13 protein-coding genes are annotated in these 16972 nt (G+C 64.8%); 8 read left to right on the top strand and 5 right to left on the bottom strand.

Annotation, left to right across the window (positions count from 1 at the left end):
* Nucleotides 1-26: 26 nt before the first annotated feature.
* The 4 genes from RO07_RS17195 to RO07_RS17180 all read left to right on the top strand — a co-directional run bounded on the left by RO07_RS17195 (nt 27) and on the right by RO07_RS17180 (nt 4084).
* Nucleotides 27-560: an OsmC family protein gene (locus RO07_RS17195; protein WP_039404347.1), complete on the top strand. Its 534-nt coding sequence runs from the start codon at nt 27-29 to the stop codon at nt 558-560.
* Nucleotides 561-619: 59 nt separating this feature from the next.
* Nucleotides 620-1756 (top strand): LLM class flavin-dependent oxidoreductase, encoded by a 1137-nt coding sequence (locus RO07_RS17190; RefSeq protein ID WP_039404345.1) that lies wholly within the window; start codon nt 620-622, stop codon nt 1754-1756.
* Between the two features lie 179 nt (nt 1757-1935).
* Complete coding sequence (locus RO07_RS17185; protein ID WP_039412633.1) at nt 1936-3183, top strand: MFS transporter; 1248 nt, start codon at nt 1936-1938, stop codon at nt 3181-3183.
* Between the two features lie 190 nt (nt 3184-3373).
* Nucleotides 3374-4084, top strand: coding sequence for a methyltransferase family protein (locus RO07_RS17180; RefSeq protein ID WP_218026557.1), 711 nt, complete (start codon nt 3374-3376; stop codon nt 4082-4084).
* A gap of 60 nt (nt 4085-4144) precedes the next feature.
* On the opposite strand, the gene pdxR is transcribed toward RO07_RS17180, so the two are convergent.
* Nucleotides 4145-5692 carry a MocR-like pyridoxine biosynthesis transcription factor PdxR gene (gene pdxR, locus RO07_RS17175; protein ID WP_052266670.1) on the bottom strand — a complete coding sequence of 516 codons (1548 nt, stop codon included), beginning with the start codon at nt 5690-5692 and terminating at the stop codon, nt 4145-4147.
* Between the two features lie 230 nt (nt 5693-5922).
* Here pdxR and RO07_RS17170 point away from each other — a divergent pair, with 230 nt between their 5' ends.
* Nucleotides 5923-6648, top strand: a complete 726-nt coding sequence (locus RO07_RS17170) for a GNAT family N-acetyltransferase (protein WP_039404343.1) — start codon at nt 5923-5925, stop codon at nt 6646-6648.
* A 119-nt stretch (nt 6649-6767) separates the two neighbouring features.
* Here the strand turns inward: RO07_RS17170 and RO07_RS17165 are convergent, their stop codons facing one another.
* The 3 genes from RO07_RS17165 to RO07_RS17155 form a co-directional block, all read right to left on the bottom strand.
* On the bottom strand, nt 6768-8060 hold the full coding sequence (locus tag RO07_RS17165; protein WP_039404341.1) for an NCS2 family permease: 1293 nt from the start codon (nt 8058-8060) through the stop codon (nt 6768-6770).
* A 91-nt stretch (nt 8061-8151) separates the two neighbouring features.
* Nucleotides 8152-9192, bottom strand: a complete 1041-nt coding sequence (locus tag RO07_RS17160) for a porin (RefSeq protein ID WP_039404340.1) — start codon at nt 9190-9192, stop codon at nt 8152-8154.
* Between the two features lie 297 nt (nt 9193-9489).
* Entirely contained in the window at nt 9490-10329 is an 840-nt protein-coding gene (locus tag RO07_RS17155) for a metal-dependent hydrolase (RefSeq protein ID WP_039404338.1), read from the bottom strand.
* A gap of 147 nt (nt 10330-10476) precedes the next feature.
* Here RO07_RS17155 and RO07_RS17150 point away from each other — a divergent pair, with 147 nt between their 5' ends.
* The 3 genes from RO07_RS17150 to RO07_RS17140 all read left to right on the top strand — a co-directional run bounded on the left by RO07_RS17150 (nt 10477) and on the right by RO07_RS17140 (nt 14440).
* Entirely contained in the window at nt 10477-11127 is a 651-nt protein-coding gene (locus RO07_RS17150) for a TetR/AcrR family transcriptional regulator (RefSeq protein ID WP_237171285.1), read from the top strand.
* 427 nt (nt 11128-11554) lie between these two features.
* The gene (locus tag RO07_RS17145) at nt 11555-12760 is read left to right on the top strand and encodes an arabinose transporter (RefSeq protein ID WP_039404334.1); all 1206 of its coding nucleotides are present in this window, start codon (nt 11555-11557) and stop codon (nt 12758-12760) included.
* Nucleotides 12761-13129: 369 nt separating this feature from the next.
* Entirely contained in the window at nt 13130-14440 is a 1311-nt protein-coding gene (locus RO07_RS17140; RefSeq protein WP_039404332.1) for an MFS transporter, read from the top strand.
* Between the two features lie 182 nt (nt 14441-14622).
* On the opposite strand, the gene RO07_RS17135 is transcribed toward RO07_RS17140, so the two are convergent.
* Complete coding sequence (locus RO07_RS17135) at nt 14623-16866, bottom strand: NADP-dependent isocitrate dehydrogenase (RefSeq protein ID WP_039404330.1); 2244 nt, start codon at nt 16864-16866, stop codon at nt 14623-14625.
* Between the last annotated feature and the right edge of the window lie 106 nt (nt 16867-16972).

Raw genomic sequence — 16972 nt, 5'->3', positions numbered from 1 at the left:
CCCTTCCACCTGAACCCGAGTTTCCCATGAGCAACCTGCGTGAATATCTGTTGCAGAAGAAAGGCGCCGTGACGAGTTGGCGCAACAAGATTCGCGATGACGGATCGCAGCCGGCCAAGCTGAGTGCGCGCGTGAGCGCCGAGGGGCGGACCGGCGTGCGGCGTATTCGTGTGCGTGATTTTCAGATCATCTTCGACAGCGGTCCCGAGCTTGCCGGCCATTCGCTCGGCCCGGGCTCGCAGGAGATGCAGCTCGGCGTGCTCGGCACCTGTCTCACGCATATCTTTCTGACGCAGGCCGCCCTTCAGGACGTGCCGCTCGACGCCATCAACGTCGAGGTGACGGCCGACATCGACCATCGCGGCGGTCAAGCGGGCTTCGAGGATGTGCCGGTCTATCCGGTCAACGTGCGTTACACCGCGCATATCGAGTCGCCCGCGTCGCGCGAGCAGATCGCCGCGTTGCACGAGGCGGTCGAGCGAACCTGTCCGATCTACAACTTCCTGATCAACCCGCAGACGATTCAGGGCGCGATCGAACATACGCGCACTGCCGCCTGAACCGCCCCGTTTTCCGGCAGCGTTGACACCAATTCGCCAATTTTTCGGATGTTCCTGTCATGTCTATCGAAATCCTGGGCACGGTGCCACATAGCCGCGTCACCGAGACGACCGGATTGCGCGGCTCCGGCGCATTCGAGCCGGACTACATCGCCGCGGTCGCGCGCGCTCATGAGCGCGCGGGGTACGACCGGGTGCTGATCGGGCACGAGTCGTGGCGCCCGGATGCATTCCAGATCGCGGCATACGTGCTGCATCAGACCTCGCGGCTCGGGGCGCTGGTGGCGCATCGACCCGGTTTCACGCAACCGACGCTGGCGGCGCGTCAGGCGCTGACGCTGGAACGCCTCGCGGGGGCCGGGCGGGTGGCGCTGCACATCATTACCGGCGGCGACGAGGCCGATCAGCGGCGTGATGGGGACGACGTGCCGCACGACGTCCGCTATGAGCGCACCGACGAGTATCTCGACGTCCTTAAACGCGTGTGGCGCGACCCGGCGCCGTTTTCGCATCACGGCGGCTTCTACCGGATCGACGGTGCGTTCTCGGCGGTCAAGCCCCACCATCCCGATTCGATTGCGCTGTCGTTCGCGGGAGCGTCCGACGCGGCGGTTCGTGTGGGGGCCCGGCACGCCAACCTGTACATGCTTTGGGGAGAGCCGCTGGCGCCGACGCAAGCGTTCGTCGAGCGGGTGCGGGGCGAGGCGGCTCGACATGGCCGACAGATTCGTTTCAGCGTGTCGCAGCGGCCGATTCTGGGGGCAACGGAAGCCGAAGCGTGGGAGCGCGCAGAGCACATCTTCGAGACATCTCGCCGCGAACTCCAAATCGCGGCGCAGGCCGACGGCCCTCGCTTCGCGTCGCCGGTGCGCAGTTCGGTCGGCGCGAAGCGGCTGAATGCCGTGGCCGAGACCGCCGATGTGGCCGATGAGCGTCTTTGGCTCAAGTACACACGGCTGCTGGGGGCAGGCGGCTCGACATCGGCGCTGGTCGGTACGCCCGAGCAGGTGGCCGAAGCCTATCTTCGCTACTACGACATCGGTGTGAGCGCTTTTTACATTCGTGGATGGGACCTGCTCGACGACACGGTCGAGTACGGGCAAGCACTCATCCCGCTGTTGCGCGAGGGAGCGGCGGCGCGCTCGCGCGCCGCGGAGCGCGGACTTGAGCGTCAAGGCATCGCGGCGATCGGTTGAACGAGACCCAACCTCATCGCCAAACCTGGGCGACTGTCGTTTTTTAAGCGTTTACACAAAAGACGCTAAACGGCGTATTATCCGGGAAAACCCTAGGATTGAATCGATTCGCGCGAACGCTTGCCCGTCGCGCGAATTGGCGCGTCCTGGGGTTTCGTCGATTCTTGATTTCCCTGCAAATGCCCAACGAAACCCGCCCCGCGAACGGACAGTTCGCCACGACGTTGCAGATCGTCTCCACCGTATTCTTCACGTTCCTCTGCTACCTGACGATCGGTTTGCCGCTCGCCGTGTTGCCCTCGTTCGTGCATGTCGATCTCGCGTACAGCTCGGTGATCGCGGGGTTGGCGATCAGTGTGCAGTATCTGGCGACGCTGCTCTCGCGGCCTTACGCCGGACGCACGGCCGACGCGTGGGGACCGAAGCGCACGGTGCTGTGCGGGCTGGTGGCCTGTGGCGCGTCGGGTTTGCTCGTGGCGTTGGGCGGCGTGTTTTCCGGCATGCCATGGCTGGCGCTCGTGGCGTTGATCCTCGGCCGTCTGGTGCTCGGGTTCGGCGAGAGCTGGGTGTCGACGGGCGCCATCATGTGGGGCATCGGACAAGTGGGCGCCGGGCACACCGCGCGCGTCATCTCGTGGAATGGCGTGGCGACGTACGGCGCGCTGGCGCTGGGCGCGCCGTTGGGCGTCGCCATCGACAACGCGTACGGCATCGAGGCGCTGGGCGGCGCGATCGCGCTGGCAGGGGGGATCGGACTTCTGCTGGCGCGCATGAAGCGTGCGACGCCGGTCATCCATGGCGAGCGGCTGGCGTTCCGCGCCGTGCTTGGCCGGGTGTGGCCGTTCGGCATGGGGCTGGCGCTCGGCTCCATCGGCTTCGGGGCGATTTCCACGTTCATCACGCTCTACTATGCGAGCCACCACTGGGACAACGCGGCGCTGGCGCTGAGCGCATTCGGTCTGTGCTTCATGGGTGTGCGTCTGCTGCTGGGCAGCAGCATCGCGCGCTTCGGCGGCTACCGCGTGGCCATGGTGTCGTTCGCACTCGAAGCCTTCGGGCTGATCGTGCTGGGCATTGCCCCCACCGGCTTCACGGCGCTGCTGGGTGCGGCGCTCTCGGGCGCGGGCTTCTCGCTCGTGTTCCCGTCGTTGGGGGTGGCGGCGGTCAACCTCGTGCCGGCGCAGAACCGAGGCGCGGCATTGGGCGCGTACTCCGTGTTCCTCGACGTCGCGCTCGGCGTGACCGGTCCCGTCGCGGGCCTGATCGTGGGCGCGTACGGCTACGCCGAAGTCTATCTTTGCGCTGCCGTGGCAGCTGTCGCCGCAGTGCTGCTCACGCTATGGATGGCCCGCGCGGCGCAAACGCGCGAGGCCAACGAAATGAGCCAGGCCGAAGACGCGAGAGAGAAAACCGTTCGCACCGCGTGATGCTCGAGGCGCTCGCCGGGTAATATGCCCTTCGGGCAGCGTTCATCTGGCTCTGCCACAAGTCTTTCATGGTCTGTGCCGTTTCGCGCAGCGACGATTTCAACAATCTCCTTGTTGTTGAAGACGCCGCTCGGCAATTCGTCGCGATCGCGGCCCATTGCACATCACTGTTCAACGCCGAGATGACACCATGGACAAGAACGAGATTCCCCAACAGCCAAGTGCGATGTCGCGCGGTGCGGCACTGGCGTATGCAATCGGCTTGCCACTTGCGCTGTTGGCGCTGATCTTCTGGCCTGCCGGGTCCTTCCATTGGGCACCCGGATGGGTCTTCATCGGCGTGCAAGTCCTCGCATTCGGCCTCTCGGGTCTGGTGCTCGCGCGCGTGAATCCGATCATTTATCGCGCGCGCAGCAGATTTCAGCCGGGAACCAAGGGTTGGGACAAAGCACTTCTTGCGATCATTCTGCCGGCGATGGTGGCAATCCTGCCGGTTGCCGCGTTCGACGCCGGACGCTTCCATTGGTCGGTGGTCCCGGGATGGGTAATGCTCGCGGGTTATGCGGGCATGTTGGTCGGAATCGGAGTGACGGCCTGGGCTCAGGCGGTGAACCCATACTTCGAGCCGGGTGTCCGGATCCAGTCGGAACGACATCAGCATGTGGTCGACACCGGCCCCTATCGATTTGTGCGCCATCCCGGCTATATCGCCGCCTTGCTCCTATTCTTCGGGATGGCGCTGGCGCTGAAGTCGTTTTGGGCGCTCGTCCCCGCAGTCATTGCCTCGTCGCTTCTTGTGCTGAGGACGTCCTGGGAGGATCGGTTGCTGCTCGCGGAACTGCCGGGATATCAGGAGTACGCTAGCCGCGTGCGGTGGCGGCTTGTTCCCGGCGTGTGGTGAGACGGTCCTTGGTGTGCCAGCTCGACCGGCTCGACCAGTTCGTCTCTGACTTCGAGGACTTCAAGCCGGGTTTTCCTGTGCCGCGACGATGGCGGCGAGGTGCTTGATCAGACTGGGGATGCGGGAGGCGTCCGTATCACCGTAGCCGATCACCAGGCCGTTGTCCATTGGCTGCGGGTCGAGGGCGAAGCTCGACAGTGCGCGTGGGCCGATGCCTTCGCGCTGCGCGGCGGCCACGATCGCTCCGTCCGGAAAGGCGGGGTCGAGACGCACGGTCAGGTGCAGGCCGCAGCGCTCGCCGATGACGGCGTAGGCCGGATCGAAGTGAGTGGCGAGCGCGTCGCGCAGGGCGGTCTGGCGTTCGCGGTAGAGTCGGCGCATGCGACCGAGGTGGCGAGCGAACTGGCCGCTGCGGATGAAATCCGCAAGTGCGAGTTGCTCGAAGCGATGGCCGCCGCGCAGAAGTTCGTCGAGGGCGTCGCGCGCCTGCGTGGCGAGTGCCGTGGGCAGGATCAGAAAGCCGAGGCGAAGGGCGGGAAACATCGTCTTGCTGAAGGTGCCGACGTAGACCACGGGAGCATCCGGCACCATCCCTTGCATGGCGGCGATCGGTTCGCCCTGATGGCGGAATTCGCTGTCGTAGTCGTCTTCCAGAATCCATGCGCCGTGTTGCCTTGCCTGCGCGATCAGGTCGAGGCGGCGAGATGCCGAGAGCACACTGCCCAGCGGGTATTGATGCGATGGCGTGACGTAGACGAGTCGTGGCGTCGAGCGTTCCCAGAGCCCATCCGGAATCACGATGCCTTCATTGTCGACCCGCAACGCATGCACGCGGACGTCGCCGGCGTGAAATGCGGCTTTGGCGCCGCGATATCCCGGGTCTTCCATCCACACCGTGTCGCCGGGGTCCGTGAGCAGCCGGACGCAGAGAATCAGCGCCTCGTGCGCGCCTTCCGTGATCACGACTTGCGAGGCATCGCAGCGCACGCCGCGCGAGATGCGCAGGTGAGCGGCGATGGCTTCGCGCAGGGCGGGTTCGCCGAGCGGGTCCCCGTAGTTGTAGTGACGCGGTTGGGCTTCACGCATCACGCGTTCGAGCGTGCGGCGCCAGGTGCTGGCGGGAAAGCGGGTGAGGGCGGGCACGCCGGGGGTGAACGGCAGGGGCGATTCGCCGGCGCGCGCGGCGTGCCGGGTGGCGGGCAGGCGCTGAATCCGTCGAGATGCGGCGGGCGCGGGTGTGGTGGCACTGTTGGCGCGTTGCCTGACGGCTTCGGCGGCTTGAGCCGAGATGCCGGGATCGAGGCTGAGTTGGGCGACGCGGGTGCCGAGGCGGTGGGGGATGATGAAGCCTTCGGCGGCGAGTTGATCGTAGACGATGGAGACCGTATTGCGGGAGACGGCGAGGTCTTCGGCGAGCGTGCGGGATGCGGGCAGTCGGGCGCCGGCGGGCAGGCGGCCTTCGAGGATGGCGTGTTTGAGTCGGGCGAGGAGTTGTTTCTGGAGGGAGATGCCGCGTCCGGGCCCCGCAACCAGCGGCGTATCGAAGAGGGCGGCAACATTCGGAGGCGGAACATTGGCACCGGAGGGGTTTTTCGCGGCGGTGGTCATCGTAGAAAGGGGGGGCAGGGCGAGAGTTTAGGTGTGAGCTACCGGGGGCGGTGCCGGCCAGGCCGGGGCCCCTTTCTGCAGCGAGTTGGTTCTATGTCTGAGCGGCGGAAAGGGGCTCCGGCCTGGCACCATCAGATTCCGGAGTGGTGGTGCTTTTTATCGTACCACTGATGCGGTACTTTCAGCGTCATGAGCAACATGAAATTCCGCGACCTCAGGGAGACAGATGAATGACAGACGTTCCGCAATTCAACGAGTACGACCAGCCGATAGGTCCTGCGGTGTCGGGTTGGACGCCGCGTATGCAGCCGCCGCGCAAGCCGATCGAGGGGCGGTATTGCCGTCTGGAGCCGATGGATGTCGAGCGCCATGCGCGGGAGTTGTACGAGGCGTATGCGACGGCGCCGGACGGCCGCGACTGGACCTACATGTCGGGCGGTCCATTCCCGGATTTCGACAGCTACTACGCGTATGCGACCAGGATGGCCGCCTCGCCCGATCCGTTGCATCACGTCGTGGTGGATAGTGAAACGGGCAAGGCCGTCGGCACGTTGGCGCTGATGCGCATCGACGTGGCGAACGGCGTGGTGGAGGTTGGGCATGTGGCGTATTCGCCGTTGCTCAAGCGCACGCGAGCGGGCACCGAAGCGCAATACCTGCTGATGCGCCGCGCCTTCGACGAACTGGGCTATCGCCGATACGAATGGAAGTGCGATGCGCTCAACGCACCGTCGCGGCGGGCCGCGTTGCGATACGGCTTCACCTTCGAGGGCATTTTCCGTCAGGCCATCGTGTACCGGGGCCGCAGCCGCGACACGGCGTGGTTCTCGATGACGGACGGGGAGTGGCCGGCCATTCGTCGCGGATTCGAACAGTGGCTCTCGCCGGAGAACTTCGACGAGCAGGGCCGGCAGCGTGCCGAGCTGGCTGCGTTGATTTCGGCCGCGCGAGCCTAGCAACGTCGGCATAGACCCGCAGCAAACGAAACGGCCCGCCGGGGAATCCCTCGGCGGGCCGTTGTCTTACGGACGCTACGGCTGTTCCGGCCGCTAAGGCCGAGGCGAGACCGCTGCGATCAGCCCGGGAAGAAGATGTACTTCAGCACGAACAACACGGCGATCACCCAGGCGGCAGGGTGGACTTCCTTCGCGCGGCCCGTGAACAGCTTGAGCACGGCGTACGAAATGAAGCCGAACGCCAGGCCGGTCGCGATCGAGTACGTGAACGGCATCGCGAGTGCGGTGAGTGCGGCCGGGGTGGCTTCCGTGATGTCGTCCCATTCCACGTCGAGCAATTCGCGCAGCATCAGACCGGCCACGTACAGCAGGGCCGGAGCCGCCGCGTAGGCGGGCACCGAGCCGGCGAGCGGCGCGATGAACAACGCCAGGACGAACAGCGCGGCAACGGTGAGCGCCGTGAGGCCGGTGCGGCCGCCGGCTTGCACGCCCGAAGCGCTTTCCACGTAGGCGGTGGTGCTGCTCGTGCCGAGCAGCGAGCCGACGAAGATGGCGATCGAATCCGCGAAGAGCGCGCGGCCAAGCCCCTTGTAGTGCGTACCTTCGAGCAGGCCGGCACGCTTGGCCACGCCCATCAGCGTACCCGTGGCGTCGAACACTTCCACCAGCACGAATGCCAGGATCACCTGCACGAAACCGGCGTGCAGGGCGCCCGGAATGTCGAGCTGGAGGAACGTCGGCGCGAGGCTCGGCGGCATCGCGAACACGCCCTGGAACTGGTTCAGGCCGAACACCATCGAGAGGATCGTGACGACGAGGATACCGATCAGGATGGCGCCGCGAATGCGCAGCGCATCGAGCACGGCGATCAGGAAAAAGCCGAAGATCGCAAGCAGCGCTTGCGGCGAGTGCAGGTCGCCCAGACCGATCTTCGTCGCCGGGTTCGCCACGACCACGCCGGCGTTGCCGAGGGCGATGATCGCGAGGAACAGGCCGATACCGGCGGCGATGGCGCATCGTAGCGACTTGGGAACCCCGGCAATCAGCCAGGAGCGCACCCCGGTCACGGTCAGGATGATGAACAGGCAGCCCGAAATGAACACGGCGCCGAGTGCCTGTTGCCAGGTGTAGCCCATCGCGCCCACGACCGTGAAGGCGAAGAAGGCGTTGAGCCCCATGCCCGGCGCCATGCCGATCGGGTAGTTGGCCACGAAAGCCATGACCACCGAGCCGATCGCGGCGGCAAGACACGTCGCCACGAACACGGCGCTCTTGTCCATGCCGGTCGTGCCGAGAATGTTGGGGTTGACGAAGATGATGTACGACATGGTGAGGAAGGTCGTGAGACCGGCCACCATTTCCGTCCGTACATTGGAGCCATGCTCCTCGAGTTTGAAGAATTTGGTCAGCAACGTGCGCTCCTTGTGGCTTTGTTATGCCGTTGTCCGTGTGCAGCGGTGGCGCGCGCATTGTACTGCGCACGCCACCGTGCGACCGAGTTTGTCAGAACTTGGTGCGCATGCCCACCCCGAAAGTATTGCCCGCCTCCAACCCGGACACCTTGTCGTTGAGGTAGGCGGCGTACAGGTCCGTGCGCTTCGAAAGGTTGTAGTCGTAGCCGATGGCCCACGTATTGCGGCTTGCGTTGTTCTGCCCGGAATTCTTCGTGTAGGCGTACGACGCCAGCACGCTTCCACCGCCAAGCGGCACCGAAACCCCGAACTGGCCGCCGTTGGACGACAGATCGCCGCCCGTGATGTTGTTCCTGACGTACTGATACTGGCCGTAGAGCTTGACTACCTGGAAGTCGTACGTGAGGCCGGCCTGCAGCGCCTGCTGGTTTCGAAAGCCCGCGATGCCGGCCTGATCGTCGGGCGTCGAATCGAACTTCACCTGCTGATAGGCGAGCGTGGCGGCAAGCGGGCCGTGGAAATACATCGCGGCGGCGCTCCACTTGTTCTGGCCGGTCTCGCCGGCCTTGTTGCCGAACGCGTACGAAAGGCTCGCGCCCAGCCCCTTGTAGTCGGGCGTGGCGTACATCACGGCGTTGCTCCAGCCCGAGTCGCCGACGATCCCCTGTCCGGCCATGCCGAGGAACGTGTGATAGACCATCGGGCTGAACGTATAGGAGTCGACGAACGGGTTGAAGAGAATCGTCGAGACGAAATACGACGTGGTCAGGCGGCCCATCGTGACCGTGCCCAGCGTATTCGATTGCAGACCGACGTAAGCGTTGCGCGAGAAGAAGCTGTCGCCCGTGAAGCGGCCGTAGCGGCCGTTCTGCGGCAGGAAGAAGTCCTCCATCGTGAAGATGGCCTTCAGTCCGCCGCCCAGGTCCTCGGTGCCTTTCATTCCCCAATAGGACGTGGACATGCCGCCCCCGCCTTGCGTCCAGGCGCGTTCGCCGCCCGGCGCCTTGGCGGCGCCGACCCAGGCGTCCACCTGGCCGTAGAGCGATACGTTCGACTGTGCGTGGGCGGCACCTGTCGCGCCGCAAACCGCGAGGGCGAGCGCGCCCCGCAGCCACCCTGCTGCCTTGCTCATGAATGTGTCTCCGTCTCGTTTTGGTTGTGTGCGCCTCTGGACTTCTTGTTTCGCCGAAGAGCAAGGGGCGCGCCTGAGTCATTGACACGCTGACTTCGCTTTGCGCGGGTATCGGTGCTGCGTTGAGGCGTGATTATTATTATCAACGGGCGACGCACGATATATCACGGAGGGTTGATACTCGGTATTCCGTTGCGGTTGTCGCAATTTTCGGGTTAACACCGGGCCCTTGCCTCTTGCTTCACGGCGCGTCTCCGGTATGGATCCGCAGTGGATCCTGGGTAGGCCAGGCGATGTTCAGCGGACGGCGCGCCATTCGGCGTGATGCGCCGCGAGCCATGCTTCCGCGAGTTGCGGATCGCCGTGGCGGTTCGGATGGAACGACGGCGAAAGGTATTTCAGCATCGGCCCAGTGCAACGCCAGACCAGGCCATCGCGTCCGAGGAACATGGTGGTAAAGCTCCACCAGGTGCGGGGCTTGAAGAGCGTGCCGTCGTGCCAGAGGTTATTGATCGTCTGCGCGTGGCTTTCCACGGCGAACATGAACAGCACGTAGAGATAGGTGAGGACGCGCTGCCGCTCGCTGCCACCGAGCGCGCGATAGAGGTCGAACGCCACCGCCTTGTGCTCGGTCTCCTCCGCGGCGTGCCAGCGCCACATCAGACGCATCTTCGGCTCGGCCTTTGCCAGCCAGCGGTCGTAGCGAAGCGCACCGTCGCCGAATACCGCCGTGCAGTGCTCGTAGGCGGCCGTCACCGCGAGCATGTACACCGGCGAGAGCTTGCGACGCTTCGCCCACTGAATGCGCGTCGTGGCCCAGTTCTCCCAATGGTTGATCAGCCCCTGTCGCGCGAGCTGTGCGTTGTATTGCCCATGCAGATGACGATGCGTCGCCTCCTGTCCGATGAACTGCGCAATGTCGGCACGCAGCTTGTCGTAGCGGGCATCGTTCGGCAGCGCGTCCATCGTGTCGCGCACCGAGTCGATGAACGATTGCTCGCCGACCGGGAAGCTCATCGACAGCGCGTTGTAATACATCGAGCGGTACGCATCTCCGCCGTGCCAATGGCGATCGAAGCCACTGGCCAGATCGACGGTCAGCTTGCGTACGGTCAGGGGGGAAGTGTCGTGGCTCATGGCGGTTTTACCTCTTCGAACGTGATTGACGAAACCGCGCGCCGGTAGTGCCACGCAGGTGCCGCCGCTTGAATTTCGTCGCGAATGTGAGCATTATTCATTTCTTGGACGCTTCGCCGCAACTCGCTTCCCGCTCAGGTTTTCAACATGTCAGCCACCAAGCCGCCCGCCGTCCCGAACGCCTCGTCCACCATGCGAAAGCGGCCGATGCAGGCCCGTGCGCAGCACACCGTCGAGACCATTTTCGAAGCCACTGCTCAGGTTCTCGACGAGGAAGGCGAAGCCGCGCTCACGACCAATCGCATCGCCAGGAAAGCCGGCTTTTCCATCGGTACGCTGTATCAGTATTTCCCAACGAAAGAAGCCATCCTGCTCGCGATGATCGCGCGCGAACGCCGACGCGTGATGGACGAGCTCAACGAGCGCATTGCACGCGCCGCGGAGGAGGGCGCCGATCCCGAGCGCATCATCCGCGAGCGTCTGCGTGTGCTGATCGAAGCGTTCGGCGCGGGCGGGCGCGTGAAGCGTTCGCTCATCAAGATGGCCTGGCAGCTCGATCACCACGAAAACATCATGCAGGCCATGCGCGAAGCGGCCGAGCACATCGCCGTCGCAATGGCCCGACGCGACGCGCCCGGGATGCGACCGCCGACCGCCGCCACCGTCTTCGTGCTCACGCGCGCCGTCATGGGAACGCTGCGCTCGGCCGCGCTCGAGGACTCGCCGCTTCTCGGCACCCCGGAATTCGAGGACGAGCTTTACCGCCTGTGCTGGGGACTCTTGCGCGCGGACGGCTGACGTGGCGTGGACACGTCACGCGGCTCACGATGTTTTAACGCACCTTGCGTAACGCAAAAGCCGTGGCTAGAATGCGAACTGATTTTTGGCATGCGGCGGCGAATTCCGCCGATGCCACGTAAGCGTTCACGTCAAACAACGCATTCTCCGCGACAGCGGCCGGTGATCCGGCACGTCGGTCGAGGAGTGTGCGTTCGCTGGTGAACCGCCGGGCTGCCCAATCAGCGCTTGACCCGGTTCTCTGCGCGCCACACGCGCCTCGTCCATCCGACTTGCCTTTCCATCGACGCTCTCGCGGCGGCCATCTGATCGCCGGCTTGCGTCGTGCGCGTCGTTTCGTTGCGCCTGTGCGTTCTTCGCTTCGCACCGATCTGCACCGATTCGCCTTTCGCGCGTCTGCCGGCTCAAAAAAACGGAGTCTTCTCTCATGTCGTCCACTGCTGCACCCGGCCAATCCGCGGCCACCGCCGCACCTGCGAACGCCACCGCGTTACTCGTGCGTTTTTCCGCCAACGTGTTTCTCGCGTGCCTGACCATCGGCATGTCGCTTTCGGTCGTGCCGCTGTTCGTGCATGACACGCTCGGCTATCACAACGTCGTCGTCGGCTTCGCTGTCGGCATCCAGTCGCTCGCCACCGTGCTCACGCGCAAGTTCGCGGGGCGCACCGCCGACCAGCGCGGCGCCCGGGTCGCGCTCATGCGCGGCCTGCTGTTCGTCGGACTCTCCGGCATCGCGATGCTCGCGACGAGTCTCGTCACCGTCGCACCCGCGCCTCGTCTCGGCGTGCTCACCGTGTCGCGACTGCTGCTCGGCATGGGCGAGAGCCTGTGCATCACCGGCACGCTGACGTGGGCCATCGGCAGCCTCGGCGCCGCGCAATCGGGACGCGTGATGTCGTGGACCGGCGCGGCCGTCTTCGGCGGCTTCGCCGTGGGTGCGCCGCTCGGCCTCGCGCTTTTCGGCAGTACCTCGCTCGCGGGCGTCGCCGTGCTCATCGTGCTGCTGCCGCTGGCCGGCCGGGCCGTCGTCGCGCGCATTCCCGCCGTCGCGCCCGCGCATCACGCAGGCGGCGCGCTGCCGTATTCGCAGGTGCTGCGCATCGTGTTCCTGCCGGGGCTCGCGCTCGCTCTGCAGGGCGTGGGTTTCGCCGTGGTCGGTGCGTTCGTCGTGCTGTACTTCGACGCCTCGCGCTGGCAAGGCGCGGCGCTCGCGCTCTCCGCGTTCGGTCTGGCCTTCGTGCTGCTTCGTCTGATCGGCGGACGCTGGCCCGAGCGCTTCGGCAACCTTCGCGTGGCGCAGGCCTCGCTCGTGGTCGAAGCGATCGGCCTGCTGCTGGTATGGCAAGCGCCCGTGGCATGGCTGGCCCTGCTCGGCACCGCGCTCGCGGGGGCCGGCGCATCGCTGATCTTCCCGTCGCTCGGCATCGAAGTCGTCAAGCGCGCGCCGGCCGCGAGCCGCGGCACGAGTCTCGGCACCTATGCCGCGTTCCAGGACGTGGCGATCCTGCTCACCGGCCCGCTCGCCGGCGCCGTCGCGAATCCGTTCGGCTATCGCGCCGTCTTTCTGTGTGGTGCGCTCGCGGCCGTCATCGGCGTCTGTGTGGTCGTCGTGCTACGTACGCGCCGTCGCTGATTGGCGGGCGTCGAACCGTGGGCGTCGAGTCGCGGACTTCGCGTCGCAAATCGCGGAACTGCACGCTTCGATCGCCGACCGAGACAAGGTTCCGATGGAGCGGTGTCCTATGGTTTACAATCGCGTCGGCCTCCCGACAACGAAAGGGGATGGCAGGGTGAGAAACGTCGCGTAACGGCCTGCGGGCGGGGCGCGACGTCCGGAGACAATGCTCCGGACTCCGCGTAATCGATTCCCGCAAAACGGGAATCGTGTGGTCTGTCAGAGCGGTCGAGTGGGTAAGGCAGCGTGATCGGTGCGAGTGGTCCGGGAGCAGCGTTGCAGTCGTGATTCTGGCTGCTCGAGCAGCCGAGGTTCGAAGTGGAGACCATGAGTACTATCGCTAGCGGTACCCAACCCAACGCGCGCGCGAGCGCAATCGAGGCGCAAGCCTATGCAAAGGCGACCTGGCGTTTGTTGCCATTCCTGTTCCTGTGCTATGTCGCGGCTTATCTCGACCGCGTAAACGTCGGCTTCGCGAAGCTGCAGATGCTGAACGACCTCCAGTTCAGCGAGACCGTGTACGGTCTGGGCGCGGGCATCTTCTTCATCGGCTACTTCTTCTTCGAAGTGCCGAGCAACATCATCATGCACAAGGTCGGTGCGCGCCGCTGGATCGCGCGCATCATGATTTCCTGGGCGGTGCTTTCGGCCGCCACGCTGCTCGTCAAGACGCCCACGCAGTTCTACATCGTGCGTTTCCTGCTCGGTGTGGCCGAGGCGGGCTTCTTCCCCGGCATCGTGCTGTACCTGACCTACTGGTTCCCGGCGCAGCGCCGTGGCCGCATGAACGCGCTGTTCATGATCGGCATTCCCGTCGCAGGCGTGTTTGGCGGTCCGCTCTCGGGCTGGATTCTCGCCGCGTTCAATGGCGTGGGCGGCTGGGCGGCCTGGCAATGGCTGTTCTTCATCGAGGCGATTCCATCGGTCATTCTCGGCGTGATCACGCTGATGTACCTGCCCAACGGCATTCGCGCCGCATCGTGGCTGACGGAAGACGAGAAGGCGGTTCTCGAGTACAACATCGCGCAGGACGGCGCCGGCAAGACGCAGCACTCGGTCGCGTCGGTCTTCGCCAACGCCCGCGTGTGGAAGATGGCGGCGATTTACTTCTGCTGCATGATGGGCCTCTACGGCATTGGCTTTTACCTGCCGACGCTGATCAAGGCGAGCGGCGTGAAGAGCGCGCTCGACGTGGGTCTGCTTACCGCGATTCCTTACGCCTGCGCCGTGGTGAGCATGATCGCCGTGGCACGCAGTTCGGACCGGACGGGCGAGCGCCGCTGGCACTTCGCCGTGGTGTCGCTGGCCGGCGCCGTCGGCCTGTACCTGAGCACTGTGTGGGGCAACAACGTGCCGCTCGCCATGGTCGCCCTGTCGGTCGGCACGGCCGGCATGCTCGCCACGATGCCGGTGTTCTGGACGTACCCGAGCGCGCTGCTGGTGGGCGGCTCGGCCGCGGCGGCCATCGGCATGATCAATTCGATCGGCAACCTGGCCGGATTCGTGAGCCCGTTCATCATCGGCTGGCTCAAGGATGCGACGCAAAGCACGAACGCCGGTATGTACTGCGTGTCGGCAGCCCTGGCCCTGGGGGCGGTGCTGGCGCTCACCCAATCGAAGGCGCAGGTCAATCGCTGAGCGGGCCATGTGCGGAGCGCATCTCCTGCGGGGAAGCGCTCCTCGCCCCGTAGTGCGGTAGCAAGTCAACAAAGCAACAAAAAAGCCGGCGTTTGCCGGCTTCTTTGCGTCTGACGGTCCGGTTCGCGAGCAAGGCGCCGGTGGTGGCCGCCTAGCTGCGCTTACGGGGATTGCCGTCTTTCTTACGCCACCTTCGCGACGCTTTCCAGCGCGGCGTTGAACGTCTTGCTCGGGCGCATGACCTGTTCGAGCTTGGCGAAGTCCGGCTTGTAGTAGCCGCCGATGTCGGCCGGCTTGCCTTGCACGTCGGCGAGTTCGCCCACGATGGTCTTCTCGTTCTCGGTCAGTTGCTTGGCCAGCGGGGCGAAGGCCTTCGCCAGGTCGGCGTCGTCCTGCTGCGCGGCCAGTTCCTGCGCCCAGTACATCGCCAGATAGAACTGGCTGCCACGGTTGTCCAGTTCGCCGGTCTTCGGCGACGGGTTCTTGTTGTTGTCGAGCAGCTTGCCCGTGGCAGCGTCGAGCGTCTTGGCGAGGATCTTGGCGCGCGCGTTGCCCGTCTTGATGCCAAGGTCTTCCAGCGACACGGCCAGCGCCAGGAATTCACCCAGCGAGTCCCAGCGCAGGTGGTTCTCTTCGACCAGTTGCTTGACGTGCTTCGGCGCGGAGCCGCCAGCACCCGTTTCGTACATGCCGCCACCCGCCATCAGCGGCACGATCGACAGCATCTTGGCGCTGGTGCCCAGTTCCATGATCGGGAACAGGTCGGTGAGGTAGTCGCGCAGAATGTTGCCGGTCACCGAGATGGTGTCCAGACCGCGGATCACGCGCTCGAGCGTGTAACGCATGGCGCGCACCTGCGACATGATCTGGATGTCGAGGCCCGTGGTGTCATGGTCCTTGAGGTACTTTTCGACCTTCTTGATCAGTTCGGCTTCGTGCGGACGGTACGGGTCGAGCCAGAACACGGCCGGCATGCCCGAGTTGCGCACGCGGTTCACGGCGAGCTTCACCCAGTCGCGGATCGGCGCGTCCTTGACCTGGCACATACGCCAGATGTCGCCGGCTTCCACGTCCTGCGAGAGCAGCACTTCGCCCGTGGCGATGTCGACGATGTTCGCCACGCCGTCTTCGGCGATCTCGAACGTCTTGTCGTGCGAGCCGTACTCTTCGGCCTTCTGCGCCATCAGGCCCACGTTCGGCACCGTACCCATCGTGGTCGGATCGAACGCGCCGTTCGTCTTGCAGAAGTTGATGATTTCCTGATAGATGCGGGCGAACGTGCTCTCCGGGATCACGGCCTTCGTGTCCTTCGGACGGCCGTCGGCGCCCCACATCTTGCCGCCGATGCGGATCATGGCCGGCATCGATGCATCGACGATCACGTCGTTCGGTGCGTGCAGGTTCGAGATACCCTTGGCCGAATCGACCATGGCCAGTTCCGGACGGTGCTCGTGGCAGGCGTGCAGATCGCGGATGATCTCTTCACGCTTCGAGCTCGGCAGCGATTCGATCTTCTCGTACAGGTTCACGAGACCGTTATTGACGTTCACGCCCAGTTCGTCGAACAGCTTGCCGTGCTTCTCGAAGGCTTCCTTGTAGAAGATCTTCACGGCGTGGCCGAACACGATCGGGTGCGAGACCTTCATCATGGTGGCCTTCACGTGCAGCGAGAACATCACGCCGGTCTTGCGCGCGTCTTCCATCTGCTCTTCGTAGAACGCGCAGAGCGCCTTCTTGCTCATGAACATGCTGTCGATGATTTCGCCGTCGAGCAGCGAGACCTTCGGCTTGAGCACGATCGTCTTGCCGCTCTTGGTGACGAGTTCCATCTTCACGTCACGGGCGCGGTCGAGCGTCATCGACTTTTCGCCGTGGTAGAAGTCGCCATGCTTCATGTGCGCGACGTGCGTGCGCGAAGCCATGCTCCACTCGCCCATGCTGTGCGGGTGCTTCTTGGCGTAGTTCTTGACGGCCAGCGGCGCGCGGCGATCCGAGTTGCCTTCGCGCAGCACCGGGTTCACGGCCGAGCCGAGGCACTTCGAGTAGCGTTTCTGGATGGCCTTCTCTTCGTCGGTCTTCGGATCTTCCGGGTAGTCCGGAACCTTGTAGCCCTTCGACTGCAATTCCTTGATGGCGCTCTGGAGCTGGAACACCGATGCGCTGATGTTCGGCAGCTTGATGATGTTCGTGTCCGGCAGTTGCGTGAGACGGCCCAGCTCGGCGAGGTTATCCGGCACGCGTTGTTCTTCGGTCAGGAACTCGGGGAATTCGCCGAGGATACGGCCTGCCACCGAGATGTCGCTCGTCTCGACCGTCACGCCCGCCGGGGCGGTAAACGCGCGAATGATCGGGAGGAAGGAGCCGGTGGCCAGAAGCGGTGCTTCGTCGGTCAGGGTGTAGATGATGCTGGGTTGCTGCGTGCTCATCGCTGGTCTCGGATTCAAGAATCAGGAAAAGGTGGGGGAACGCCGCTGACTGGGGTGACAGTCCGCTAGCCATGACAAATTTCCCCGATTGTGACACGGGTCGAGG

This window comes from Pandoraea pulmonicola (genome assembly GCF_000815105.2).
In the GTDB taxonomy this organism is placed as follows: Bacteria; Pseudomonadota; Gammaproteobacteria; order Burkholderiales; family Burkholderiaceae; genus Pandoraea; species Pandoraea pulmonicola.
The sequence above is the reverse complement of the archived record's forward strand: the minus strand, read 5'-3'. Positions and strand labels throughout refer to the sequence as shown.